This window comes from Parolsenella sp. LCP21S3_E11 (assembly GCF_052118165.1).
In the GTDB taxonomy this organism is placed as follows: Bacteria; Actinomycetota; Coriobacteriia; order Coriobacteriales; family Atopobiaceae; genus Parolsenella.
The window spans coordinates 72,880-97,925 of sequence record NZ_JBQKHS010000001.1; the positions used below are offsets into that span (position 1 = coordinate 72,880).

Consider the following 25,046-nt stretch of genomic DNA (forward strand, 5'->3'; position numbering starts at 1 on the left):
ACCGTCTCATTTATGGCGGTGATGTGTCGCGGACGTGGTGGCGGTGTGGCGTGAACGTGGCGGAGACGTGAAGCTCGTGCGGCGACGCTATAACGCCTGGTGGAGGGGTAAGTACAAAGTACCTTCCTTCCTTTGGCCCCCGTCGCGCCCCCTCGCGGCGGGGGCATTGTTATGCGGCACCAAAAGTTGATAAAGGTGACAAAGGGACAGTCCCTTTGTCACCTTTTTCGTTAGCTGTCGACGTGCATAACCTGCAAAAGGGACTGTCCCTTTTGCAGGTTCGCGTTGCTAGTCCTCGACGTGCATGGCGCGCATGGCGTTGAGGATCGCGATGATCGCGACGCCCACGTCGCCAAAGACGGCGAGCCACATGTTGGCGATGCCAAACGCCGCTAGCGCCAGAATCAGGAGCTTCACGGCAAGCGCGAAGACGATGTTCTGCCAGACGATCCCCATCGTCTTGCGGGCAATGCGGATGGCTCGCGAGATGTTCGAGGGCTTGTCGTCCATAAGGACGACGTCGGCTGCCTCGATGGCGGCGTCGGAGCCCATCGCTCCCATGGCAATGCCCACGTCCGCGCGGGTGAGAACCGGGGCGTCGTTGATGCCGTCGCCAACGAAGGCGAGCTTGTGCTTGGTATCTTCGCTCGAGAGCAGCGTCTCGACTCGCTCGACCTTGTCCGCGGGCAGGAGCTGTGCGTGGAACTCATCGATGCCGAGCTGCTCCGCCACGGCCTTCGCAACCTCTTCGCGGTCGCCCGTGAGCATGACGCAGCGGCGGACGCCGCAGGCGTGGAGGTCGCGGATGGTCTGCGCGGCGTCGTCCTTCACGACGTCCGCGATTACGATGTGGCCCACGTAGCGGCCATCGACCGAGACGTGCAGGATGGTGCCGGTGAGCGAGCAATCGTGCCAGGTCTCGCCGTGCGCACGCATGAGCTTGTCATTGCCCACGAGGACCACGTGCTCTGCGGCCTGGGTCTCCTCGATCACGCGAGCCACGACGCCGTGGCCACTCTCCTCCTGGACGTCACGAATGCGATTGCGGTCAATTTCGCCCGTATACGCAGCCTTGACGGAGAGCGCGATGGGATGGTCCGAGAAGGCCTCCGCGTAGGCGGCGTGGCTGAGGACATAATCTGGGTCGATGCCGGACTCTGGGTGAATGGCGACGACGTTGAAGGTGCCGTTGGTAAGGGTGCCCGTCTTGTCGAAGACGACGGTGTCGACCTCCGCCAGGGACTCGAGGTAGTTCGATCCCTTTACGAGAACGCCGATGCGCGACGCCCCACCAATGCCGCCGAAGAAGCTGAGCGGCACGCTTATGACGAGGGCACACGGACAGGAGACGACGAGGAAGGTGAGGCCACGGAGGATCCAGTCGCTCCAGGCGCCGGTGATGAGGCCGCCGCCAAGGGCGAGGAGGGCGGCGGCGCCGGTGACCGACGGGGTGTAGACGCGGGCGAAGCGAGTGATGAAGTTCTCGGTTTTGGCCTTCTTCTCGCTGGCGTTCTCAACGAGTTCGAGGATGCGTGAGACGGTCGACTCCCCAAAGGGCTTGGTGGTCCTGACTTTGATGAGGCCGGTCATGTTGATGCAGCCCGAGATGACGTCTGCACCCGTCTCGGCATGACGTGGGACGGATTCGCCCGTCAGCGTGGCAGTGTCGAGCTGGGTCGCGCCCTCGATGATGGTGCCGTCGATGGGGATGCGCTCGCCCGGCTTGACCACAATGACAGACCCCACGGCGACCTCGTCCGGGTCGACCTGCTCGAGCTCGCCGTTCGCACCCTCGATGTTTGCGTAGTCGGGGGCAATATCCATCATGGCAGCGATGGACTTGCGGCTCTTGCCGACGGCGTATGCCTGGAACAGCTCGCCCACCTGGTAGAAGAGCATGACGGCCGTGCCCTCGGACATGTGCGGGTCAGTGTCGGGGAAGAGGACCATCGCGAAGGCGCCGATCGTGGCGACGGCCATGAGGAACGACTCGTCAAAGGCCTTGCCGCGACGGATGTTGCTATAGGCCTTCCTGAGGACATCGTGGCCAGCGATGACGAAGGGCACGAGATAGAGTACGAAGCTTGCATAGACGCATCCCGGGTCGCCAAAGGCGGCTTTGAGTGCGCCGAGCTTATCTATCGCGAAGATAACGGCAAAGACGACAAGCGCGATGAGGATGCGACGGAGCTTCTGCTCCTGCGTCTCCTTCTTGCGACGCTTCTTTTTCTTTTGGTCTGCCATTGTGCTTCCTCTCCCAAATCGATGAACGTATGCGCAGCCGTTCATATATTAGCATTTAAAAGACCCCCGCCGCGAAAAGTAGGGTCAGCGGCAGGGGATGGCTTGCTAACGGATGATTTCGCAGTCGGGCTCGGCATCGGCGGTGAAGTCGACGACGCGCTCGAGGACCTCGTCGAACTCCGCGTCATCGGCCTCGAGGGTGAGCTTCTGGGTCATGAAATTGACGGAGACGGACTTGACGCCCTCGAGCTTGGAGAGCTCGTCCTGCAGCTCGCGGGCGCAGTTGGCACAATCAATCTCGTCGAGCTTGAACGCCTTCTTCATGATGGGACCTTTCTCTTAAGGGCCGTGCCCTCACTTGTATATTTACGATAACCGGAACATCTGAACAACCATTCATATACCCGGCTAAAGCAAATTATATGAGCGCGTATTCATATGTCAACGAGAATTGGGTAAGCGGGCGATTTGCATGGGTGGCGGGTAAACTCACTCGCAGATGTGGTTGAGGCCGACGTTGAGCATCGTGTAGACGTGGTCGTCCGCGAGGGAATAGACGATGTTGCGTCCGTCGCGCACGAACTTCACGAGGTGCGCCTGCTTGAGCGTGCGCAACTGGTGAGAGACGGCGCTCTGCGTGGTGTCCGTCTCGTCTGCGATATCCGCCACGCACAGGTCGCGCCCCATGAGGGTGAACAGGATCTTGATGCGCGTCGTGTCAGAGAAGACCTTGAAAAGGTCCGCAAGGTCATAGAGAAGCTCCTCGTCTGGCTCGCACTCAGGCGCCTTGCCAACGGGAATGATGCTGCTCTTGGGCTCGTCGTTGCTCGCGAGGGCCGTTTCCTTGTTCGTCTCCGTCATGGGTGTGCCTCCTTGGGGCTAGTCAGAGAGCGTGATCTGGCGATAGCCAATGCCGCATCGATCGAGGATGCTCTTGGAGACGAGGTTGTCCGTCGTGCCCTCGTACTTGTCGCCCAGGTAGACGACCTCGCCAATGCCTGCTTGTACGAGGGTCTTGGCGCACTCGTGGCAGGGGAAGAGGGTCACGTAGACGCTCGCGCCGTCGAGGTCCTTGAGCGAGCCGCGGTAGTTGAGAATCGCGTTCGCCTCGGCGTGGATCACGTAGTTGTGCTTGTCGAGCAGGGGGTCAGCGTCCGTCTCCCAGGGGAAGTCGTCATCGTTGAGGCCGGTGGGGGTGCCGTTGTAGCCCACGGACAGGATGCGATGGTTGGTGTCTGCAATACAGGCGCCCACCTGGGTGTTTGGGTCTTTGCTGCGAAGACTCGCCGCAACGGCGACACGCATGAAGAACTCGTCCCAACTGATGACATCGGTGCGCTTACCCGGCATGCTGGCTCCTTGGTCTCGTTTCCTTCGTGAATCTTACCCCACGGGCGGCTTGCGCATCCGGGCGCGAATCTCGGGCTCGTTGGGGATCGCGCGAGCGACGATCGCGTGGAATCGAGCGTTGTGGGTCGGCTCGAGGAGGTGCGCGAGCTCATGCGCGACAACGTAGGAGAGGCATTCGGGCGGGTAGGCGGCGAGGCGCGCGTTGATGCGGATGGCACCGGTCTTAGGGGTGCACGATCCCCAGCGCGTCGCCATGGCGCGAATCTTCCAGGAGCTTGCGTGGGCTCCCACCTGCGATTCCATCCACATGACGATCTCTGTCAGGCGACGGGCGAGCTCTTCTCGGTAGATCTCGTCGACCTCGTCCAGCGTGAGCTTGCCACCATCCGGAGCCTTAACGGACTCACCCCAGAGCGGATAGGTGGAGGCGCCCTGACCCGCCAGGAGATCTTGCACCGCGGCACGCTTGAGGCGCGAGTCGACGTTCTTGCGAATCCACGCCGCGCGCCTGTCGAGGAACTCCTGGGCGCGACCTGCCGGCATGCCCATCGGCATACTCAGCACGACCGAACCGTCACGGTGGATGCGCAGGTTGAGGTTGCGCACGTGCTTGCGCGTCACGGAAACGGGGATGGCGTCGCCAACGCGTACGCCATCCCCGTCGTTCACGTAGAGAATGAAGCTGCTCACGGGTTTACGCTGAGCCTAGGCGAACTCGATCTCGCCGGTGGCGGCGTCCATCGACTGGACGATGGCGAGACTCTCCACCTGGTAGCCACGTTCGCGCAGGCTCTTGCCACCGGGCTGGAAACCCTTCTCGATGGCGATGCCGATACCCTCGACCACGACGCCCGCCTCCTCGCAGATCTCGAGGAGGCCGTTAAGGGCGCAGCCCATGGCCAGGAAGTCGTCGAGGATGATGACGTGCTCGCCGCGCTCGAGGAAGCGCTTGGCGACGATGACCTCGTAGGTGCGGCCCTTGGTGTAGCTCTTGATCTGGGTACGGTACTGCTCGCCGTCGAGGTTCTTGGACTCGGTCTTGCGGGCGAAGACCACGGGCACGTCGTTGAAGTGGGTGGCGGCGACGCAGGCGATGCCGATGCCCGAGCTCTCGATCGTCAGGATCTTGTCGACGTGCTTGCCGGCGAACAGGTGGGCCCACTCGGCACCCATCTGGTCATAGAGTGCGACGTCGCACTTGTGGTTGAGGAAGCTGTCCACCTTCAGGACGTTGCCCTCGCGAACGATGCCGTCCTGGCGAATGCGATCCTCGAGTTCCTTCATGCGGCGCTGCCTCCTGAACTAGTGGGATGGGCGCGGCGTTTGGGTGGGACCGCGCGAACTTTTCTGACCATTATGCCGCGTATTCGCCCGTTTGTCGTGCGATATCGAGCAACGCATCCGAGATACGTAAATTCGAGAAACGAAACGGCAACCTATGGCGCGTATCGTGGCTCCCTACAAACTGGCGGCGCGAAAGAGGTTCGCATGGTGCAAGTCAGACCCTTTACCTCGGAATACGAGGAATACGTTCGCGATGAGTCACGCAGTGCGGGAGAGGCGGAGAGCATTTCCTTTCCCGTGAATGAGGACGAGATTCGCGCCGTCTTGCGCGAAGCGTTCGTCGCGGGAGGCCCCGTGACCGTCCAGGGCGCGAGGACCGGCCTTGCCGCTGGTGCCGTCCCGCACGGCGGCCATGTCATGAGCCTCGCGCGCATGGATGGCTATCTCGGGCTCCGGCGAGATGGGGATGGCAGGTTCTACCTGCGCGTCCAGCCGGGCGTCGTCCTCGCCAACCTGCGTAAGGCCTTAGCGAACAAGGCCATTCCCACGGCGGGCTGGGACAAGGAGAGCCTGGCGGCGCTTGAGGAGCTCTATGCCGGTCCCGAGCAGTTCTTTCCCACGGACCCAACGGAGACGAGCGCGTGCATCGGCGGCATGGTGGCCTGTAACGCCTCTGGGGCCCGCAGCTACGGCTACGGTCCCGTGCGTCCTCACGTGAGCGCCCTGCGCGTCGTGCTCGCGGATGGTGACGTCGTCGCGCTGCGTCGCGGCGAGGTGCGCGCGAACGGACGTGCGCTCACGCTCGTGACGGAGGGTGGCCGCGAGATCACGCTCGACCTCCCCACGTATGAGATGCCCAAGACCAAGAACGCCTCCGGCTACTTCGTGGAGGATGACATGGACGCTGTTGACCTGTTCGTGGGGTCTGATGGCACGCTTGGTGTGGTGAGCGAGGTTGAGCTCGCCCTTACGCCGGCGCCGGCGGTCGTGTGGGGCGTGAGCTGCTTCTTCGAGAACGAGACGGCGGCGCTCGACTTTACCTGCGCGGTGCGTCCGCGCCTCTCACGCGCGAAGGCTATCGAGTACTTTGACGATGGCGCCCTCTCGATCCTGCGTTCCCAGCGCGAGAACAGCGTCGCCTTCGCGAGCCTGCCTTCGGTGGAGGAGCGCTTTGCGTGCTGCGTCTACGTCGAGCTCGATTGCAACGACGAGACGGAGGTCGCCTCCGAGCTCTACACGATTGGCGATGCCATGGCCGAGGTGGGGGCAAGCGAGATTGACACCTGGGTCGCGCGCACGGACGTGGACCGCGAGTGCCAGCGCTTCTTCCGTCATGCCGTTCCGGAGAGCGTGAACATGCTCATTGACGAGCGTCGTAGGACCGACCCCTCCATCACGAAGCTGGGGAGCGACATGTCCGTGCCGGACGAGCGCCTTCATGACGTCGTGTCGCTCTACCGCCGTACGCTTGCCGAGGCGGGTCTCGAGAGCGCCGCGTGGGGGCACATTGGCGACAATCACCTGCACGTGAACGTGCTGCCTCGCGATTCACGCGACTTTGCCGCTGGCAAGAAGCTCTTCGCTGGCTGGGCGGCTGAGGTCACACGCATGGGCGGGGCGGTCTCTGCTGAGCACGGCGTGGGCAAGATCAAACGTGGCTTCCTCGAGACGATGTATGGTCTCGCGCACATCCGCGAGATGGCGCGGCTCAAGTGCCAGCTCGACCCCAAGGGCCAGCTCGGACGAGGCAACCTCTTTAGTGAGGAACTGCTGGATGAGATGGTCGCGGAGCGCCTGGGCACTCGCGACGCGGGTGGCTGGGCTGGCACCGGGGCTGGGGCCGAAGCCGCGTCCGGGACCGACGCCACGGCTGGGGCGAACGCCGTGCCCGTCGATGCCGAGAAGGGCGGTGAGCGCGCATGAGGATGGTCGTCTGCATGAAGGCCGTGCCCTCCACCACCGAGGTGCGCATGGACCCCAAGACCAACACGATCGTGCGAGACGGGCGTCAGTCCGTCGTAAACCCGTTTGACACAGCGGCGCTCGAGGTTGCGCTCGAGCTCAAAGAGCGCCTCGGCGGCACGGTCCGCGCACTTTCGATGGGCATTCCCGACACGGCGCGCCTTCTGCGCGACGCCATCGCCCGTGGTGCGGACTCGGCGACGCTCCTCTCGGACCGCGCGTTCGCCGGAGCGGACACGCTTGCTACCTCATATGCCCTCTCGCTTGCGCTGGGGGAGGCTGGCGAGTGTCCTGACCTCGTTCTTTGCGGCAAGATGGCGGTGGATGGCGACACGGCGCAGATTGGCCCCGAGCTTGCGGGCATCATGGGTATCCCCTGTGTCGCCGGCGTCTCGGAGGTCATCGACGCCAACGAGGGCTCGCTTGTCGTGCGTCGCGACACGGATGAGGGCGCCGAGGTCGTCGAGGTACCGCTCCCCGCGGTCATTACGGCGACGAAGGACATCGCGACCCTGCGCATGCCCAACATCGCCGGCGTGCGAGCGGGCGAGGCGGCGGAGGTCGAGGTCCTTGATGCCGTGGCGGCGGGAGCCGATCGCGCCCGCTGCGGCCTTGACGGGTCGCCCACGCAGGTGGTCCGGTCCTTCGTGCCGGAGCGCTCGAACGAGGCCGTCGAGCTCGAGGGGTCCGTCTGCGAGCAGGCCGCGGGCTTGCTGCGTGTCATCGGGGAGGTTGCGCGATGAGCGGTCTGGTCGTTACTGCCGAGAAGTGCGTGGGGTGCCGTCGCTGCGAGCGCGTGTGCGGGAACGCGGGCATCGAAGTCGTCGATCGCAAGGCGCGCGTCCTTGACGGCTGCGTGAGCTGCGGCATGTGCGTTGACGCGTGCCCTGTTGGCGCTCTTTCGATTGAGAAGGACGCTGTGGGCGTCGACCTCTCTGAATACGAGAACATTTGGGTATTCGCGCAGGTGGATTCTGCGGGCGTGGTGTTGCCCGTGGCATGTGAGCTGCTGGGCAAGGCACGCGAGCTTGCCGACGAGCGCGGCTGCGAGCTCGTTGCCGTGCTCGGGGAGCCTCTCGGCGCGGGTGTCGCTGGCGATGACGAGGCCACCGCCGACGGCGCCGCCGAGGCGGACGCGAACGTTCTCACCCTCCTCTCCGCCGGCGCGGACGAGGTCATCCGCACGCGCGACGAGCGCCTCGCCGAGAATGACGCCGAGGTCTACGCCGCGTGGCTCTGCGACCTTGCCCTCGAGCGCAAGCCCGAGGTCATCCTCTATGGTGCGACCAACTTTGGCCGCGAGCTCGCGCCGCGCGTCGCGGTTCTCCTCCAGACCGGTCTTACCGCAGATTGCACGGTCCTCGAGATGGATACCGAGAAGGGCCTTCTCCACCAGACGCGTCCGGCGTTTGGCGGCAACCTGATGGCGACCATCGTCTGTCCGAGTCACCGCCCGCAGATGGCGACCGTGCGTCCGGGGATCTTCCCGGCCCCTGAACCCCGCGAAGTGCGGAGCGTTGTCGTCGAGGACGTTCCCTTGGCGGAGGGGGTCGAGCGCCGCGTGCGTGTGCTTTCTCGCGAGGCGGCGGGTACCGATGGCTCGATCATTGATGCTGACGTCCTCGTCGTGGTGGGGCGCGGCGTTGGCAGCAAGAAGGCGCTTGCGCCCGTGCGAAGGCTCGTCGAGCTTCTGGGCGAGCGCCTGGGCTGCAAGGTTGAGATCGGCTGCACGCGTCCGGTTGTCGAGACCGGCTGGCTCGACTACTCGCACCAGATCGGCCAGACGGGCGTCTCCGTGGCGCCGAAGCTCTTGCTGAGCCTTGGCGTGAGCGGTGCCATCCAACACCTCGCGGGCATCTCGGGCGCGCAGACGGTCGTCGCCGTGAACGACGACCCCGACGCCCCGATCTTCGGCGCCGCGCAGTACAAGGTGGTCGCCGATTGCCACGCCGTCATCGACGAGCTTATCGAGAAGCTCGAGGCTCTCGAGTAGCTTGTGATGCTTCTAAGCCCTGCGTATTCCGTAACGAATTACGGCCCCGGAACCCTATTGGATCCCGGGGCCGATCTTTTGCAGCGAAGTGCTCATTGCACTAATTGCCGAGCAGCTCCTTCTTCTTCTGCTCAAACTCGTCTGCCGTGATGACACCCTGGTCAAGCAATTGCTTGTACTTGAGGATGCTGTCAGGATCGTCCTCCTTTGGGAGAGGGGAATTTGCGAGAACCGCGGTGATAAGGATACCAAGAGGCCCGAGAAGGAGGCCGAGTGCAAAGTAGGGCGTGTAATTCAGTCCTCTGTTTTCTGCGATTTTTCCAGAAATGCCTCCGCAGACCGCGTAGACCGCCAATAACAAAAGCGCTAAAAACCAGTCCATATCCTCGCCATTCTCTTCGACGCCGGTTGACCTATAGGTCAACTCTTCCTACCAATTAGATGGTAGGAAGAGCCCTACATCTCAATGAATAATCTCTGTTGGATTTGAGACGGGGCGAGGCTGTCATGCGGAAATGAGAGTCTTCTTATCGGGGGAAGCTTGCTTTTGGGCTCTCTTTTGGTTGTCAGCAGTTTCAATTTCGTGTCTCGGGTGCGCTCGCATACAAAAAAGCGACCCCGGAGCCGTGAGGCTTCGGGGTCGCTGGCGTACTAGTGATGCCGTGAGAGGCGCTTAGCCCTCCAGGACCTCCATCATGGAGTGCGCGGCCTTCTTGCCGGCACCCATGGCCAGGATGACCGTGGCAGCGCCAGTGACGATGTCACCGCCGGCCCAGATGCGCGGGTCAGACGTGCGACCGTTCTCGTCTGCCTCGATGTAGCCCCACTTGTTGAGGGCGACTTCCTCGGCGGCGAGCTTCGGGAAGGGGTTGGCGTTCGTGCCGATGGCCGTGACGGCGACGTCGCACGGGATCTCGAACTCGGAGCCCTCGATCGGGTGCGGACGACGACGGCCACTCTCGTCGGGCTCGCCAAGCTCCATCCTCTCGAGCTTGACCTTGGTCACGAAGCCATTCTCATCGGCCTCGAACTCCAGCGGCGAGACGAGCGGGAGGATCTTGACGCCCTCCTGCTTGGCGTGGTGGAGCTCGGCCTTACGGGCGGGCATCTCTTCCTCGGTGCGGCGATAAGCGAGGGTGACGGTGTCAGCGCCGAGACGGAGCGCGGTGCGCGCGGCGTCCATGGCGACGTTGCCGCCACCGAACACGACGACGTTCTTGCCGTGCTTGGTCGGGGTGTCGTACACCGGGAACTTCTCAGCCTTCATGAGGTTCACGCGGGTGAGGTACTCGTTGGCGCAGAAGACGCCGGGGAGGTTCTCGCCCGGGACGTTCAGGAACTTGGGCAGGCCGGCGCCCACGGCGAGGTACATGGCGTCAAAGCCCTGCTCCTCGAAGAGCTCCTTGGCGTCGGTGATGCGGCCCACGACGCTGTTGTACTCGAACTTGACGCCGAGCTTCTCCAGGCCGTCGATCTCGCGCTTGACGATCGCCTTGGGGAGACGGAACTCGGGGATGCCGTAGGTCAGGACGCCGCCGCCGGTGAAGAAGGCCTCGAAGACCGTGACCTCATAGCCGTTGCGGGCGAGCTCGCCGGCGCAGGCGATGCCGGAGGGGCCGGAGCCCACGACGGCGACCTTCTTGCCGTTGGACGGCTTAATCTCGGGGTCATGGGCGAGCTCGGTGGCGTTGTCGCCGAGGAAGCGCTCGAGCTGGCCGATGGCGATGGCGCGGTCCTTGTTGTTAAGGACGCAGTTGCCCTCGCACTGGTTCTCCTGCGGGCAGACGCGGCCGCAGACGGAGGGAAGAAGGCTCGCCTCGCGAATGATGTCGAGGCCGCCACCGAAGTCTCCCTCGCGGATCTTCTCGATGAAGCCGGGGATGTTGATGTTGACCGGGCAGCCCTGGACGCACTTGGGGTTCTTGCAGTCGAGGCAGCGGTTGGCCTCGGCCACGGCGTCAGCCATGGAGTAGCCGCGGTCGACCGGGCGGAAGTCCTGCGCACGCTCCTCAGGAAGCTCCTCGACGTAAGGGGTGCGGGGAGCCTTCATGTTGGGCTTGTACTTACCGTTTACCTGTGGCATGCGCAGCTCTCCTCCTTGTAAGCCTCGAGGGACTCGCCCTCTTCGGCGCGGTACGAACCCTGACGGGCGCGAAGGTCATCCCAGTCGACCTGGGTGGCGTCGAAATCCGGGCCGTCGACGCAGGCGAAGCGGGTCTTGCCGCCAACCTCGACGCGGCAGCAGCCGCACATGCCGGTGCCGTCGACCATGATCGGGTTCAGGCTGGCGATGATCGGGAGGTTGTACTTCTGGGCCGTAAGGGCGGAGAACTTCATCATCGGGACGGGGCCAACGCAGAAGGCGCCGTCGACGGCACCCTCCTGGCAGAGGCGCTCGAGCGGAGCGGTGACAACGCCCTTCTCGCCCTCAGAGCCGTCGTCCGTGGTGATGTAGAGACCCTCGAGCGGGAGCGCCTTGAACTGGTCGGTCAGGATGAGCAGGTCCTTGGTGCGCGCGCCCATGATGACGGAGACCTTCTTGCCCTCCTCGCAGAAGGTGCGGGCAACGGGGTAGGCGATGGCCAGGCCGACGCCGCCGCCGAGCACGACGACGCGATCGCCCTCGATCTCGGTGGGGTTGCCCAGGGGGCCGGTGACGTCCTGAAGCTCGTCACCCTCGTTGTAGGCGGAAAGCATCTCGGTGGTCTTGCCGATCACCATGAAGATGAATTCGACCCAACCCTCCTCGGCGTTCCAGCCGGCGAGGGTGAACGGAACGCGCTCGCCCTGCTCGTTCGCGCGGACCATGAGGAACTGGCCGGCGTGAGCCTTCTTCGCCATCTGCGGCGCCTCTACGCGAAACTCGAACACCTTCTCCGAGAACTGCGTCTTTTTGAGGATCTTGTACATGCAGATCTCCTCTCCTGTCTTGCTTCGTGCGCCTGAGCGCCGACCTTTTGCCCCGAGTCGACGTGCGTTGGCGCGTGTTTGCACACACGACGTAATTCTATCGCGCTGCGTGCGTTCGGATATCGGAATTGTCTTGACAATAATGCCTGTGACCTGCGGGTATTTGGCTAAATGACCATGCGACAGAGGTCAACTTTTTGGCCGGCGGCGCGCTGACCTGCGACGGCGCTCGGGCGTTGCGCCGGTGGAGAAAAAAGCCTGCGAGCAGCGTCATGCCGCTCGCAGGCGAATACCTACCGTTCACGGCTCAGCGGCCGTGTGCTATCTGCTGCCCGGCTTGCCGGCCCCGTTGATGTGGTCGCGGGCAAAGATGACACCTCGTTCGAGGCACGTCTCGACGGCGTCCGCCGCGTCAACGGCGGCGAGACGGACGTCTTCCATCTCGCCAGTGCGGTACTCCTTGAGCACCCAGTCAACGACGGGCATACGTCCCGGGGGCATACCGATGCCCACGCGGATGCGGGAGAAGTCCTTGGTGCCGAGCTTGTTGATGATGGACTTGAGGCCGTTGTGGCCGGCGTGGCCACCACCGAACTTCACGCGGACCACCCCAGGGTCGAGGTCGAGCTCGTCATGGATGACGAGGACCTCGTCGGGGGTGACGTGATACTCGGCGCAGAGCTTGGAGATAGGGCCGCCGCTCGTGTTCATGTAGCTCTGCGGCTTTGCGAGCACTACCTCGCGCGGGCCCTCCTCGCCGCGGACGCGCACGACGGCTACCTCGGCTCCGCACTGGCTCTTCCAGTAGCCGGCTCCCAGGCGCTCACCCAGCACGTCGATGGCGCGGAAGCCTGCGTTGTGGCGGGTGTTCGCGTATTCGTCGCCGGGATTGCCGAGACCTGCGACCAGGCGGATGGTTCCGGGTTGTGCTTGCGGCTTTGCGGGCATGATGCTCCTTCATGAGAAAGGCCGCGCGCCCAGGTGAGCGCGCGGCCCCGTTGCTTGCTTAGGGATGCCTTAGAGCGCGAAACGGCCGCCGACCATGCCGGAGACGCTCGTCTCGGTGAAGACATGGTAGATGCACTCGGCGATTTCGTTGGCGACGCTGATCGTGGAGACCTTGCCCTGGAGGTTCTCCTCGGGCTGGGGCACGGAGTCGGTTACGACGCACTCGACGATGGGGGCGTCATTCAGGCGCGCGATGGCCGGGCCGGAGAAGATGCCGTGGGTGGCGCACACGTAGATGTCGCCGGCGCCCATGGTCTTGAGCTCGCGGATGGCGGCGCAGAGCGTGCCCGCGGTGTCGATCATGTCATCGTTGATGATGCAGGTCTTGTCCTTGATGTCGCCAATGATGCCCATGACCTCGGCCTGGTTGTGGTGCGGACGGCCCTTGTGGGCGATCGCGAGGTCGCAGCCGAGCTGATCGGACAGCTTCTTGCAGGCCTTGGCGCGGCCCACATCGGGGGAGACGACGACGGTGTTCTCCCAGTCGAAGTTCTTCTTCATGAAGTACTGGCCGAAGAGCGGGAGCGCGGTGAGGTGGTTGACGGGGACGTCGAAGAAGCCCTCGATCTGGCCCTGGTGCAGGTCAAGCGTGATGACGCGGTCAACGCCGGCGCACTCGAGCAGGTTGGCGACGAGGCGAGCGGTGATTGGCTCACGCGGGCCGGCCTTGCGATCCTGACGGGCGTAGGCGTAGTGGGGGATGACCGCGGTGACGGAGCGGGCGGAGGCGCGGTGCGCGGCGTCGGCGACGATAAGGGTCTCCATCATGAGGTCGTTGACGTTCTTGCCAACGATGGACTGGATGAAGAACACGTCGCAACCGCGGACGGTCTCGTCAAAGCGAGCGTAGATCTCGCCGTTGGCGAACTGCTCGAGCACGAGGCCATCAACCTCGACGCCCAAAATCTTCGCGATATCTGCAGCGAGCTTGGGGTTGCTCGATCCGCTGTAGATCCTCAGGCGCTTCTTGATGGTAACAAGCTGGTCGAGGTCTTCGTACATCTGAGTGCCGCCCTTTCGTAAGAGAGTACGTGGCCAAAAACTGCCGGTGGGGGAATCCGACTACGGCGTCGAAACGTCGCATGTCCCTCTATGGTACTTCATACAAACCGCCGCAGGTGCTTGTCGCGGCGGTCGATTGCCTTATTTCTGTGCGCGAAGAGCTTCGAAGTGCTTCGAAGCCCAGCCTGCGATCTCGGTCTGGCGGGCGCGGCCGATGGCGAGCGCGTCTGCGGAGACGGGCTTGGTGATGACGGAGCCGGCGGCGACGAGGGCGCCGTCACCAATCTCGCCCGGGGCCACGATCATGGTGTCCGAGCCGACGAAGACGTCGTTGCCGATGACCGTCTTATGCTTGTGGACGCCATCATAGTTGCAGGTAATGGAGCCGGCTCCCATGTTAACGCCGCTGCCCATCGTGGTGTCGCCAATGTAGGAGAGGTGCGGGACCTTGGAACCCTCGCCAATCGTGGACTTCTTGATCTCGACGTGCGTGCCGGCCTTGGAACCGTTGAGCATGTGGGTGCCGGGGCGCAGATAGGCGCGCGGGCCGCAATCGACGGCGTTCTCGAGCTTGGCGTCGATGGCGACGGTCTCGTCGATGACGCAGCCGTTGCCGGCACTCGTGTTGGTGAGGCGGCTGTTGGGGCCGAGCTGGCAATCCGTGCCGATGTGGCACTCGCCGATGAGATGGGTCTGGGGCCAGACGACGGTATCGCGGCCGATGGTGGCGTCCGGGCCGATCCAAGCCTGGGCGGGGTCGATGAAGGTGACGCCCTCGGCCATCCAATGCTCGTTGATGCGGTCGCGCGCGATGGCGGTGAGCTGGGCGAGCTGGGCGCGGGAGTTCACGCCGAGGCCCTCGCGATAGTCATCGCAGTGGAAGGCGCGAACGGCCTGACCGTGGGACTTGAGGATCTCGAGCATGTCGGGGAGGTAGTACTCGCCCTGGGCGTTGTCGCATCCGACCTCGCCGATGTGGGCGGCGAGCTGGGCGCCGTCGAAGGCGTAGCAGCCGGCATTGCACTCGAGGAGCGTCGCCGCCTGCTCGGGCGTGCAGTCCTTCTGCTCGATGTTGCGCTCGATGGTGCCGTCCTCTGCGAGGACGATGCGGCCATAGCCGAACGGATCGGGCGGGGTGATGGTGAAGGCGGTCGCCGCGGCGTTGCCGGCGGAGACGGATTCGGCGAAGGAGCGAATGGTCTCGGCGGTGACCAGCGGAAGGTCGCCGTTGAGGACCACGACGGGACCCTCGTCGATGCCGGTGGCCTCGAGGGCGACCTTGACGGCGTGGCCCGTGCCCTTGCGCTCGGCCTGCTCGACGCACTCGACCGTAGCGGCGGAGCCGGTATAGGCGGCGTCGACGATGGCGCGGACCTCATCAGCGTGGCTGCCGACAACGACGACCACACGGTCGCAGCCGCCTGCGATGGCGGCATCCGCCACCCAGCGGATCATCGGCTTGCCGAGAATCTTGTGGGAGACCTTGGCGTGATTGGACTTCATGCGCGTGCCCTCGCCGGCGGCGAGGATGATTGCGGTGGCGTTTGCCATGGAGTTGCCTTCCGTTGGGGCGGGATCCGCCTTGGGATGCGAACCTCGTCATGATAGCGCACGGATGTGGAGAGTCCGGAAAGGGCTGCGTGAGCGGATGAGGAAGGCACCGCGCCTTCTGCCGCGTTCGCGGCGCCATGCCGCATAGAAACAAAAAACCAGCGCATCGCTGGGGTACTAGGATTCGAACCTAGGTAACGGGAATCAAAATCCCGGGTCCTAACCACTGGACGATACCCCAGCGACACGCTGGCCGGTTAAGTGTAACAGCTTGTGGCGACGTTGGGTGCGAAGAGCCATCTGCGGCTGCGATCGATAGGGTGTGAAGAGCCGTCTGAGGTTGCGATCGATGGAATGTGGCGGCATTTCGGGGCGTTAAATCGGCTCTAAAAAATAGAGGATAGCGACTGCGAGCAGCCAAATGACGTGTGGGCGAGTAGACGGTCGCCCTGAGTCGAGTCTCAACTGGGGTTTTGTTGCGAGAAAAAGAGGGGTCTACTCGGCCGATCACAGTTTGGCTGCTCACAGTCGCTATCCGTTAATTCTGAGACGACATTTTGGGCAAATAAGTGGGCGGTTTGGCGGACGATGAGGACTTTTGGGCGTAGCCTGGCCCTTCTTCCGCCGCCGAGCGCAGTTTGTGCCCGCCTGTCGTCGAGCGAGGCCTGGTCCCGCGCCATCTCAAAGGATGCTGCGATTGCCCCGTGGGCTACTTGCTCGTGGCATGCGGTCGCCCCCGGTTACTTGCCGAGTAGGAAGCGTTCCACGAAGTCGGCGAGGCCGTCCTGCTCGTTCGTGAGGTCGAGCGTGAAGTCCGCTGCGTCGCGGGCGACGTCCGAGGCGTTTCCCATGGCGATGCCCAGGCCCGCCGCCTCGAGCATCTCGACGTCGTTGCCAGAGTCGCCGATGGTGCACACCTGCTCGAGGCCAAAGCCCAGGTGATGGGCGAGCTCCTCGAGGCCGCGCGCCTTGCTCACGCCGAAGGCGTCCCACTCGATGTTGTTCACCGCGGCGGGGTTTACCGTGAGGCCGGAGTTCGCGGGGAGCGAGAGGAAGTCCTCCTCGCGCCACGGGTCGATGAAGTTGATGCCAACTTTGAGCACGCCCTTGCCCAGCCGTTCGACCCTATCGGCGATATCCGCCGCGCCGTCATAGCCGTTACGCGGGGTAAACGTGGTGGCGACGCGATCGAACTCCTCGCGGTTCACGGCGCAGCCATAGCGCGTGCCAGGCTCGTCGTCGATGCAGACATAGGCGGAGATGCCCGGCTTCATGAAGGTGCGAAGGAGGTCGGCCGCGGTCCCCGCGTCGATGGTCTTGCGACAGAAGAACTCGCCCGTGCGCAGGTCTCGGATGATGGCTCCGCAGGCGGCTACGAGGTAGTGGAAGTCATCCATGCCGATCTCGGGCATGGGAAGGCCCTGCCAGGCACGGCCCGTGGCGGGGACGGCCTCGATACCCCGGGCGAGAAGCTCGCGAATCGCGTTCTGCGTGCGTTCCGAGACGCTCTTGTCGTCTCTCATCAGGGTGCCGTCAAGGTCGAAGGCGAACAGCCTGATGTCCTTGGCCTTCTCGGTCAGCTCTTGTTCTGTGAGTGTCATGCGTTGCCCCCGTTTCGCGCGTTCCGTCGCGCACATGATAACCGCTTGGGGGAGTTGGCGGCGAGAGAGGTCGGTGGCTGTTCGGGCTAGGCCTCGCCCATGCGTGCATGTGGTACCTTACATGCGGTAATCGAGTTGGTGGCGGAAGGCGCCTCCCCGTTCGTCGGCACCGCGCCCGGTCTTAAGCTCAAGCCCTGGCTCTGCCCCTGGAGTATCTCCCGACACTCTTCCAGGAGGCCTTCCAGTGGAGCCTGTTCGACGATGACCCGAGCCATCGCCTCGCGCCGGGCCAGTGGGAGCGCCTGCTGGGCGACTACCTCGACCAGCTTGTCGATTGTCCCTGCGGGCGCGTACCACCGTGGCTTCAGTGCGTGCCCGTACTGCCACGTCGAGGCCGAGATGGCCAAGGCCACCCCTGTGGTAGAGGCGGCATGAGGATGGTCGCGCAGCTATATCGCTCGACCCTGGGGCCGGTCTCGCGCGCCTACTACGAGGAGATTCTCGACGCGCTCGCCACCTTCTCGCGCGAGGTGACGCTTCCCGGCGGCCTCGACCACACCGCGGCGTTCAAGGTGTTCCGCCTGGTGATGTACGACAACCCGCGTATCATCTGGGCGAATTCGTCCGCGACGACGGTCGAGCGCGGGTCGCGGGGAGTCACGAAGATGTCCTTCTCCTGCCTGCGCGACGAGGCCGAGGCGCGCTCGGAGCTCGACGCGATAGCCCGAGCGCGAACCCGATCCTCGAGGCGGCCTCCGCCCTTCCCGCGGGGCTGGCGCGCGTCGCCGCCATCCATGACGGGCTGCTCAGCCTTGGCGCTGGCATCGAGGGCGGTGCCGACCTGCGAAACGCGGTCGGTGCGCTTGGCCGTGGGCACACCGGGGCCGTTTGCACGGGTTATGCCCGCGCGTTCAAGCTGCTGTGTGACGCGGCGCATGTGCCGTGCGCCGTCGTGAGCGGGTGGGCTACGGGCGGGGACCGGCCCCCGAAGCGCGGTCGCGACGGTGAGACCAGCCATGCCTGGAACCTCGTCGACGTGTCCGCCGAGAGGGGCGCGCCGCCTCGCTGGGTGCATGTGGACGCCTATTGGGACGCGGGGTGCGACGGCTGGACTTGCAGCCACGCCTATCTCGGCTTGTCTGATGCCGAGGCCACACTAACCCACCTCGCCGCAGCCGTTGGATTTAGCCCCGCGTGCGATGTCTCGGCGGGCTACTACGACGCCTTTGACCTCGAGGCGTGGGATATGGGTGGGGCGAGGGCGATCCTGCGGCGAGCGCGTGGCGCCTCTTCCGTCGAGATGCGCCTGCCCTCGGGTGACGAGGGCGAGTTCAGGCGCTTCGCGCACGAGGTGGTCAAGCTGGCCACGAAGACCTGGCGCCATGACGTCGCGTATCGGCTCGTCCCCGGACGCAACGTGCTTCTCTGCCGCAAGAGATAGGGGTCGCCTGGACTCACGGGCCGGCGCCCCTCCGGCTGCTTCGGTACCGCCGAGATGTAGCGAGTTGACAAGGGGACAGTCCCTTTGTCAACTCGTCTCCCACCGACCTGCCGGACCTGCAAACGAACTGGGACCTGCAAAAGGGACAGTCCCTTTTGCAGGTCGCGGGTGGGGTACGGGCGACCCTGGCGCTCGCCAGCCTTGCTCCGCCGGCCGTCTCGTCCCTACAGCAGCGAGTCGTTGCGGCTCAGGAAAAACTTCTTCATGCCGGAGACGACGGCCGTGTAGCCGAGCACCATCGCGACGAGGACGCCCCAGAACGCCGGCGGCAGGCTGCAGAAGTCGAGCGCCGCGCCCAGCGCGCTCGCCGGCAGCAGCGTCGCCACGGCGATGCCCATCGAGCCAAGCATCACAAGCGGCAGTGACGCACGGCTGCCGATGAACGGGACCTTCTCGGTGCGGATCAGGTGCACGACGAGGGTCTGCGTCCACATGCTCTCGACGAACCAGCCAGCCTGGAAGGTGCCGACGAACAGCGCCTGACCCGCGGCGTCAAGCGTGCCCCAGGCACCGCCCGCGACGGCGGGGCACACGAAGAAGAAGAGCGCCGCGAAGGTGAGGATGTCGAAGACCGAGCTCAGGGGGCCAAACGCGACCATGAAGCGACGAACGGACGCGGTGTCCCAGCGGCGCGGGGTGCGGATGGCGTCCTCGTCGACGTTGTCCCAGGGGATGGCCGTGCAGGTGAGGTCATAGATCAGGTTGAGCAGGAGGAGCTGGACGGCCGTCATGGGGAGGAACGGCAGCAGCGCTGCCGCCACGAGCACGCTCGCGATGTTGCCGAAGTTCGAGCTGACCGTCATCTCCACGTACTTGATTATGTTCGCGTAGGTGCGACGGCCGCACTCTATGCCGCGTTCGAGGACCATGAGGTCCTTCTCGAGCAGGATGATGTCAGCGGCCTCGCGGGCCACGTCAACGGCGGAGTCGACCGAGATGCCGCAGTCGCTCTCGCACATGGCGGCGGCGTCGTTTACGCCATCACCCATGTACGCGACGGCGTGGCCGAGGCCGCGGAGCGTCGCGACGACGCGTGCCTTCTGGGAGGGGGAGAGCTTGGCGAAGATGCACGTCTGCTGAACGGCAGCTGCCAGCTCCTCGTCGTCCATAGCCTCGACGCCGGTGCCGGTGAGGACGTTGTCGGCGGGGATGCCGATGGCTCGGCAGACGTGCGCCGCGACGCGAGCGGAGTCCCCCGTGAGGACCTTCGTCTCCACACCGTGCTCTAGGAGGGCCTTGACGGCTGCGGCGGAGCTCTCCTTGGGCGGGTCGAGGAAGGCGAGGTAGCCGATGAGGACCATGTCCCGCTCGTCATCGACCGTGAGGATACCGGTGCCGGCGGGGTTGTCCTTGCGGGCGACGCCGAGGACGCGCATGCCCTCGTCTGCGAGGTCCGCGCCGCGAGAGATGACCTTCTCCACGAGCTCGTCGGTTAGGGGGAGGACCTGGCCATCGACTTCGACGCGCGAGCAGATGCCGAGGACCTCCTCGAGGGCGCCCTTGGTCACCATGCGCGTGCGTCCCTTGGCGTCGCCCACGACGACGGAGAGGCGGCGGCGCTCGAAGTCGAACGGCAGCTCGTCGATGCCGTGGTAGTACTCGGCCAGCTCCTCTGCCGTGACGGGGATGCCCTTCGTCACGGCGTCGACCTCGTCGGTGCCCTCCGCGAGGGCGCGCTCGATAATCGCGTTGTCGACGAGGTTCTTCACGCCGGTCGAGAAGTAGCTGTTGAGGAAGGCGTAGCGAAGGACGCGGGCGTCCTCGCGGCCGTTGACGTCGAGGTGGCGCTCGAGCACGATGCGGTCCTCAGTGAGGGTGCCGGTTTTGTCGGTGCAGAGGACGTCGACGGCGCCGAGGTCCTGGATCGAGTCGAGGCGCTTGACGATGACGCGGGAGCGGCTGAGGTCGACGGCGCCCTTGCCGAGGCAGGTGGTGACGAGCATGGGCAGCATCTCGGGCGTGAGGCCGACGGCGACGGAGAGCGAGAAGAGCAGGGCGTCAACCCAGTCGCCCTTGGTAATGCCGGAGATGACGAAGACCACCGGCAGCATGACGAACATGAGGCGCATGAGCAGGCGGCTCGTCGATTTGATGCCCGTGTCGAACGAGGTCTCGCGCTTGCGGCCGACGAGCGTGCCCGTGGCCTCGCCAAACATCGTGCGGGCGCCCGTGGCGACGACGACGCCGCGCGCGTTGCCGGAGATGACGGTGGAGCCCATGAAGGCGAGGTCGGGGAGGTCGGTGATGGCCGTCGTGGTGGCGTCGAGGCCCTCGAGGCCCGCACCATCGAGGCTCGCGCGCTTCTCGATGGGCTCGGACTCGCCGGTGAGTGAGGCCTGACTCACGAAGAGGTCACGGGCGGCAAAGATGCGCAGGTCAGCGGGGACGATGTCCCCCGATGAGAGGTGGATGACGTCGCCGACGACGATCTCGTCGATCGGGGTCTCGTTGCCGCCGTCGCCGTCGCGCTCGACTTCGGCGGTGGACTCGACCATCTCGGCGAGGGACTCTGCGGCGACGGTGCTCTTCTCGTCCTGGACGAAGCGCAGCACGCCGGAGACGAGTACCATCGCTCCGATGATCAGTGGGGTGGAGAGGTCGCGCTCGGTGCCGGTGGCGAAGACCCAGTCTGTCAGGACCGAGACGATGGCGATGAAGACGAGGATGTAGGTGAAGGGGTCCGCGAAGGACGCAAGGAATCGGACCGGCAGCGGACGCTTGGCCGCCTGGGCGACGGAGTTCGCGCCGTAGAACTCGCGGGCTGTGTCGACCTGGTCAGACGCGAGGCCTTCTTCGGAACTGTTTATCTCGCAGAATAGCTCTGAAGAAGGAGCCGCGGCGGCGTGTTGCAGCCACTCCTGCTGGGCTTTGGCCTGGGACTCCCTCTTGGCGGAGGGCTTCTGCTTCTGGACGTCCGCGTGCATGCGAACGAAGAGGTCGCGCAGCATCATGGCGCACCTCGCAATCCCGGGATACTAAAAAGGCCCCGGCGCTTTGCCAGGGACCCCGGAGGCACAACGTGTGCATGCGCGCGATTATCTAGCTGCTTAGCGTTTGGCCGTTAGCTGTGCGGCTGTCTTGCCGACAAGCTGTCTAGCTGCCGCTATGCGCGACGGGCGGCCGCCATCCCGAGGGCGGGCGCCTCCTCCATGGACTTGAGGGTCTTGGGTTCGTGACTGTTGTTGCGACTATGACTGGAACCGTCGGACATGACGCACCTCCTTGGTGCCGGGGCAGTGCCCATCGTTGCTGTGTCGGCTAAATGATAACAAATAGGGGGAGTTGGGTTATGTAAGGTTGCCGTAAGTCTGTCATTCCTAATTGTTTCCAACCAGGGCGCGTTTATGCGTTGGCGTGGGTGATAGGATGGGGCGGCTAGATAAATGGTAAGGATTGGGGTCTTATGAACGTTACCGACAACATTGCATACGTTGGCGTGAACGACCACGACATCGACCTGTTCGAGGGTCAGTACGATGTGCGCGCCAATGGCATGTCCTATAACTCCTACGTCATCTTCGGTGACGAGAAGATCGCTGTTACGGATACCGTCGACGCCCACTTCACTGACGAGTGGCTGGCGAACCTCGACTCCGCGCTTGCGGGCCGCACGCCTGATTACCTCGTCGTTCATCACATGGAACCCGACCACTCCGCGAGCATCTCCGCCTTCATGGAGCGCTACCCCGAGGCGACCGTCGTTGCCTCGGCGCCGGCGTTCAAGATGATGGTTGCCTACTTCGGCACTGACTATCCGGAGCGCAAGCTCGTGGTCAAGGAGGGCGCCACGCTCGAGCTGGGCGGGCGCAGTCTCACCTTCGTCGGCGCGCCCAACGTGCACTGGCCCGAGGTGCTCTTCTCCTATGTGCCCGAGGACAAGGTGCTCTTCTCCGCTGACGGATTCGGCAAGTTCGGTGCGCTCGACTCCGAGGATCCGGAGGGCTGGGCGTGCGAGGCGAGGCGCTACTACTTCGGTATCGTGGGCAAGTTTGGCAAGAACGTCCAGGCCGTGCTCAAGAAGGCCGCGAAGCTCGACATCGCGCACATTTGCCCGCTTCATGGCCCCGTGCTTTCTGAGAATCTTGGCTACTACCTCGACCTTTACAACACGTGGTCGAGCTACGAGCCGGAGGATAAGGGCGTGACCATCGCCTACTCCTCCGTCTATGGCAATACGAGGCAGGCGGCGCTTGAGCTCGCGGACGCGCTCAAGGCCCGCGGCCAGGAGGTTTCGGTCTTCGACCTCGCCCGTGACGACATGTCCGAGGCCGTAGAGGATGCCTTCCGCTATGATCGCCTCGTGCTGGCGAGCATCACCTACGCGGGCAGCATCTTCCCGCACATGAGCACGTTCCTTCACACGCTTGCCGAGCACGCCTACCAGAACCGTCGCGTCGCTCTCGTCGAGGCCGGTTCCTGGGCGCCAATGGCCGCCAAGGTCATGCGCTCCCAGCTCGAGGCGATGAAGGATATCGATATCTGCGAGAACGTCGTTACCGTCAAAGGTGCCGTCAACGATGAGACGCGTGCCCAGATCGAGGCGCTTGCCGAGGAGCTCGCGCGATAGGAGAGCAAGTGGAAGAGATGACCAAGACGGCGGGAGCTTCCGCGCTGTCGCCTGCACGTCGCCGTATCTGCGTGGCCCTGCTCGTCGTCCTCGGCTTCTCTTTGGGTTGCTCTGAGTTCGCCGTCATAGGCGTCGAGCAGGAGATTGCCGACGCCTATGGCGTGACGCTTGCGGAGGCGGGCCAGCTCATCAGCTTTTTTGCGATGACGTATGCGTTCCTGACCCCGCTGCTCACCCTTGCGACGGGCCGCTTCAAGCGCTTCCATCTCGTCGTTGCCTACTCGGCGGTGTTCTGCGTCGCCAACCTCGTTCAGTCGCTTGCTCCGACGTTTGGCATTCTCCTCGTGAGCCGCGTGCTTATCGGTGCCGTCTCTGGAACGTTTTTGGGCGTGGGCATTACGTTCATCCCCGAGCTCGTCGATCCGAAGCGGACGTCGGCGATGATCAGCGTGGTTTACGCCGCGTTCTCCGTGGCGATGGTTGTCGCAACCTCCGCCGGCAAGGCCCTGGCCGCTCTCTCCGACTGGCGCATCATCATGTGGGCCGCGCTTGCGCTCGCCCTCGTGACGTGTGCCGCTCTCATCGCATTGCTTCCGCGCGAGGGTGCCACGGACGAGCCCGCGACTGCCGGCGAGCAGGTGCGCCTCCTCTTCGAGCCGCAGGTTATGACGGGTATCGCCATCTTTGTCTTTGGCGTGGGCTCGATTTACGTGTTCTATGGGTATGTCACGCCTTATCTCGAGACGGTCCTCGGGATGTCTCCGCTTGCCGCGAGCGCCACGCTGATGGCGTATGGCGCGGGTACGTTTGCGTCGAATCTGCTCTCCGGCTGGGTTGATTCTCGCTTCGGAATTCGAGCGCTGTGCGTGACCTTCCCCATGCTTTCCGTCGTGCTGCTCACGCTCTGGCTCGCGGGTTCCTCGCAGCCGCTGGGCCTCGCATGTGTCATGGCGATATCGCTGCTCATGTACATTGCGTCTGTGCCCTGCATCTCGATGTTCATGAACACGGCAATGCGTAAGCACCCCAAGGCGCTCACGCTCGCGAGCTCTCTCGAGGCGACGGCGTTCAATATTGGCATCGCATTTGGCACGGCGGTCGGCGGAGTCATCGTGAGCGACCTCGGGCTTGCGAACGTTGGCGCTGTGGGCGCCGTGTTCGCGCTGGTGGCGCTTGGGCTCGTGCTGGTCACCATTCCGCTCGAGCGCCGTTCGAGGGCGAAAGCCTAGCATGGGGGAGCGCTCGACAGACGCCTGCCGTCGTGCGCCGGGTGTGGGCAGGCCCGGCGCCGAGGGCCGCTGGCCCTCGTGGCTGCCGCGCCCCGTTCGCCTCTCGGATGGGTGGGGCTTCGTGCGCCAGGTCCGCGGCCACGATGGCGAGCTCGTGCGGGTGCTGCAGACGGGAGGCGTCTACCAAAGCGCCACCTACCTCGACGAACGCCGCATGGAGCCCGTGTTCTCCTACTACCGCGCCTTTGACCACGCCTTCACGCTGCGCCCCGACACGCGTCGCGTCCTCATGATCGGTGGCGGTGGCTACGCGTGGCCCAAGCACGTGCTCGTGACGCGCGATGATGTCTCGCTCGACGTGGTTGAGATCGACGCGTCCGTGACCGAGGTCGCGCGCCGCTGGTTCTTCCTCGACGAGGCGATGTCCGCCCATCCGGGTCGCTGCCGCCTCATCACGGGAGACGGGCGAGCCTTCCTCGAGGACGGTGCCGCCTCTGGGCGCGAGCCGTATGGCGCGGTCGTGCTCGACGCGTTCGACGGTTCCGAGCCTGTGCGCGTACTCGCGACCGTCGAAGCCGCGCGGGCGGTGCGCGCCAACCTTGCGTCGGATGGCTTGGCGCTCGCAAACGTCGTCTCCGCGGAGGCGGGGACGGATATCGAGTTCCTCCGAGACATCGCCGCGTCGTTTGCCGAGGTATTCGCCCATGTGCACGTGATACCCTGCGAGGACGACCCCTTTGCGGTGGAGGACAACTACCTGCTCGTTGCGACTGATGCCAACTGGCCAGTCCCGGATGCGATTCCCTTTGACGAGGAGTTCCTCGGCGAGCTGATGTACGACTAG

The 25,046-nt window shown here is 64.4% G+C and carries 22 protein-coding genes and 1 tRNA gene; 7 read left to right on the forward strand and 16 right to left on the reverse strand.

The window, feature by feature from the left end:
* Positions 1–288 precede the first annotated feature (288 nt).
* From ACTQ1Z_RS00415 to ACTQ1Z_RS00440, 6 genes are all read right to left on the reverse strand, one after another.
* Entirely contained in the window at positions 289–2,244 is a 1,956-nt protein-coding gene (locus ACTQ1Z_RS00415; protein ID WP_441857828.1) for a heavy metal translocating P-type ATPase, read from the reverse strand.
* A gap of 105 nt (positions 2,245–2,349) precedes the next feature.
* Positions 2,350–2,568: a cation transporter gene (locus tag ACTQ1Z_RS00420; protein WP_293835986.1), complete on the reverse strand. Its 219-nt coding sequence runs from the start codon at positions 2,566–2,568 to the stop codon at positions 2,350–2,352.
* 165 nt (positions 2,569–2,733) lie between these two features.
* The gene (locus tag ACTQ1Z_RS00425; RefSeq protein WP_343005209.1) at positions 2,734–3,105 is read right to left on the reverse strand and encodes an ArsR/SmtB family transcription factor; all 372 of its coding nucleotides are present in this window, start codon (positions 3,103–3,105) and stop codon (positions 2,734–2,736) included.
* A gap of 18 nt (positions 3,106–3,123) precedes the next feature.
* Complete coding sequence (locus ACTQ1Z_RS00430) at positions 3,124–3,594, reverse strand: deoxycytidylate deaminase (protein ID WP_293814468.1); 471 nt, start codon at positions 3,592–3,594, stop codon at positions 3,124–3,126.
* A 33-nt stretch (positions 3,595–3,627) separates the two neighbouring features.
* Complete coding sequence (locus ACTQ1Z_RS00435; RefSeq protein ID WP_441857833.1) at positions 3,628–4,284, reverse strand: M48 family metallopeptidase; 657 nt, start codon at positions 4,282–4,284, stop codon at positions 3,628–3,630.
* A gap of 15 nt (positions 4,285–4,299) precedes the next feature.
* The gene (locus ACTQ1Z_RS00440) at positions 4,300–4,878 is read right to left on the reverse strand and encodes a xanthine phosphoribosyltransferase (RefSeq protein ID WP_441857836.1); all 579 of its coding nucleotides are present in this window, start codon (positions 4,876–4,878) and stop codon (positions 4,300–4,302) included.
* Between the two features lie 204 nt (positions 4,879–5,082).
* Between ACTQ1Z_RS00440 and ACTQ1Z_RS00445 the strand changes: the two genes are divergently transcribed.
* The 3 genes from ACTQ1Z_RS00445 to ACTQ1Z_RS00455 are packed head-to-tail and all read left to right on the forward strand — an operon-like array spanning position 5,083 to position 8,833.
* Positions 5,083–6,801 carry an FAD-binding oxidoreductase gene (locus ACTQ1Z_RS00445; RefSeq protein ID WP_441857839.1) on the forward strand — a complete coding sequence of 573 codons (1,719 nt, stop codon included), beginning with the start codon at positions 5,083–5,085 and terminating at the stop codon, positions 6,799–6,801.
* Entirely contained in the window at positions 6,798–7,583 is a 786-nt protein-coding gene (locus ACTQ1Z_RS00450; protein ID WP_441857842.1) for an electron transfer flavoprotein subunit beta/FixA family protein, read from the forward strand. Before ACTQ1Z_RS00445 ends, ACTQ1Z_RS00450 begins: the two co-directional genes overlap by 4 nt.
* Positions 7,580–8,833, forward strand: a complete 1,254-nt coding sequence (locus tag ACTQ1Z_RS00455; RefSeq protein WP_441857845.1) for an FAD-binding protein — start codon at positions 7,580–7,582, stop codon at positions 8,831–8,833. The genes ACTQ1Z_RS00450 and ACTQ1Z_RS00455 overlap by 4 nt, the downstream gene beginning before the upstream one ends.
* A gap of 100 nt (positions 8,834–8,933) precedes the next feature.
* On the opposite strand, the gene ACTQ1Z_RS00460 is transcribed toward ACTQ1Z_RS00455, so the two are convergent.
* The 9 genes from ACTQ1Z_RS00460 to ACTQ1Z_RS00500 form a co-directional block, all read right to left on the reverse strand.
* Entirely contained in the window at positions 8,934–9,257 is a 324-nt protein-coding gene (locus tag ACTQ1Z_RS00460) for an SHOCT domain-containing protein (protein WP_320680599.1), read from the reverse strand.
* 249 nt (positions 9,258–9,506) lie between these two features.
* Positions 9,507–10,916 carry an NADPH-dependent glutamate synthase gene (gltA, locus tag ACTQ1Z_RS00465; RefSeq protein ID WP_320680597.1) on the reverse strand — a complete coding sequence of 470 codons (1,410 nt, stop codon included), beginning with the start codon at positions 10,914–10,916 and terminating at the stop codon, positions 9,507–9,509.
* Positions 10,904–11,743 carry a sulfide/dihydroorotate dehydrogenase-like FAD/NAD-binding protein gene (locus ACTQ1Z_RS00470; protein ID WP_293814475.1) on the reverse strand — a complete coding sequence of 280 codons (840 nt, stop codon included), beginning with the start codon at positions 11,741–11,743 and terminating at the stop codon, positions 10,904–10,906. The genes gltA and ACTQ1Z_RS00470 overlap by 13 nt, the downstream gene beginning before the upstream one ends.
* A gap of 321 nt (positions 11,744–12,064) precedes the next feature.
* Positions 12,065–12,691, reverse strand: a complete 627-nt coding sequence (gene pth, locus ACTQ1Z_RS00475; protein WP_441857850.1) for an aminoacyl-tRNA hydrolase — start codon at positions 12,689–12,691, stop codon at positions 12,065–12,067.
* A 69-nt stretch (positions 12,692–12,760) separates the two neighbouring features.
* Positions 12,761–13,753, reverse strand: a complete 993-nt coding sequence (locus ACTQ1Z_RS00480) for a ribose-phosphate diphosphokinase (protein WP_441857853.1) — start codon at positions 13,751–13,753, stop codon at positions 12,761–12,763.
* 141 nt (positions 13,754–13,894) lie between these two features.
* Entirely contained in the window at positions 13,895–15,304 is a 1,410-nt protein-coding gene (glmU, locus tag ACTQ1Z_RS00485; protein WP_441857855.1) for a bifunctional UDP-N-acetylglucosamine diphosphorylase/glucosamine-1-phosphate N-acetyltransferase GlmU, read from the reverse strand.
* 169 nt (positions 15,305–15,473) lie between these two features.
* A tRNA-Gln gene (locus ACTQ1Z_RS00490) sits at positions 15,474–15,545 on the reverse strand.
* Positions 15,546–16,044: 499 nt separating this feature from the next.
* Positions 16,045–16,905, reverse strand: a complete 861-nt coding sequence (locus ACTQ1Z_RS00495; RefSeq protein ID WP_320680102.1) for an HAD family hydrolase — start codon at positions 16,903–16,905, stop codon at positions 16,045–16,047.
* 487 nt (positions 16,906–17,392) lie between these two features.
* Entirely contained in the window at positions 17,393–17,923 is a 531-nt protein-coding gene (locus ACTQ1Z_RS00500) for a hypothetical protein (protein ID WP_441857858.1), read from the reverse strand.
* Here ACTQ1Z_RS00500 and ACTQ1Z_RS00505 point away from each other — a divergent pair.
* Complete coding sequence (locus tag ACTQ1Z_RS00505; RefSeq protein WP_441858779.1) at positions 17,825–18,346, forward strand: hypothetical protein; 522 nt, start codon at positions 17,825–17,827, stop codon at positions 18,344–18,346. The genes ACTQ1Z_RS00500 and ACTQ1Z_RS00505 overlap by 99 nt on opposite strands.
* 224 nt (positions 18,347–18,570) lie before the next feature.
* Here ACTQ1Z_RS00505 and mgtA read toward each other — a convergent pair whose 3' ends face one another.
* A complete protein-coding gene (gene mgtA / locus ACTQ1Z_RS00510; RefSeq protein ID WP_441857861.1) occupies positions 18,571–21,357 on the reverse strand; it encodes a magnesium-translocating P-type ATPase in 2,787 nt (928 codons plus the stop codon).
* Positions 21,358–21,809: 452 nt separating this feature from the next.
* On the opposite strand from mgtA, the gene ACTQ1Z_RS00515 reads away from it, so the two are divergent.
* Genes ACTQ1Z_RS00515 through ACTQ1Z_RS00525 form a run of 3 tightly spaced genes read left to right on the forward strand, consistent with a single transcriptional unit; the run spans position 21,810 to position 25,046 of the window.
* Positions 21,810–22,973, forward strand: coding sequence for an FprA family A-type flavoprotein (locus ACTQ1Z_RS00515; RefSeq protein ID WP_320680091.1), 1,164 nt, complete (start codon positions 21,810–21,812; stop codon positions 22,971–22,973).
* Positions 22,974–22,990: 17 nt separating this feature from the next.
* Positions 22,991–24,202 carry an MFS transporter gene (locus tag ACTQ1Z_RS00520; RefSeq protein WP_320680106.1) on the forward strand — a complete coding sequence of 404 codons (1,212 nt, stop codon included), beginning with the start codon at positions 22,991–22,993 and terminating at the stop codon, positions 24,200–24,202.
* A gap of 1 nt (position 24,203) precedes the next feature.
* A complete protein-coding gene (locus ACTQ1Z_RS00525) occupies positions 24,204–25,046 on the forward strand; it encodes a spermidine synthase (protein WP_441857864.1) in 843 nt (280 codons plus the stop codon).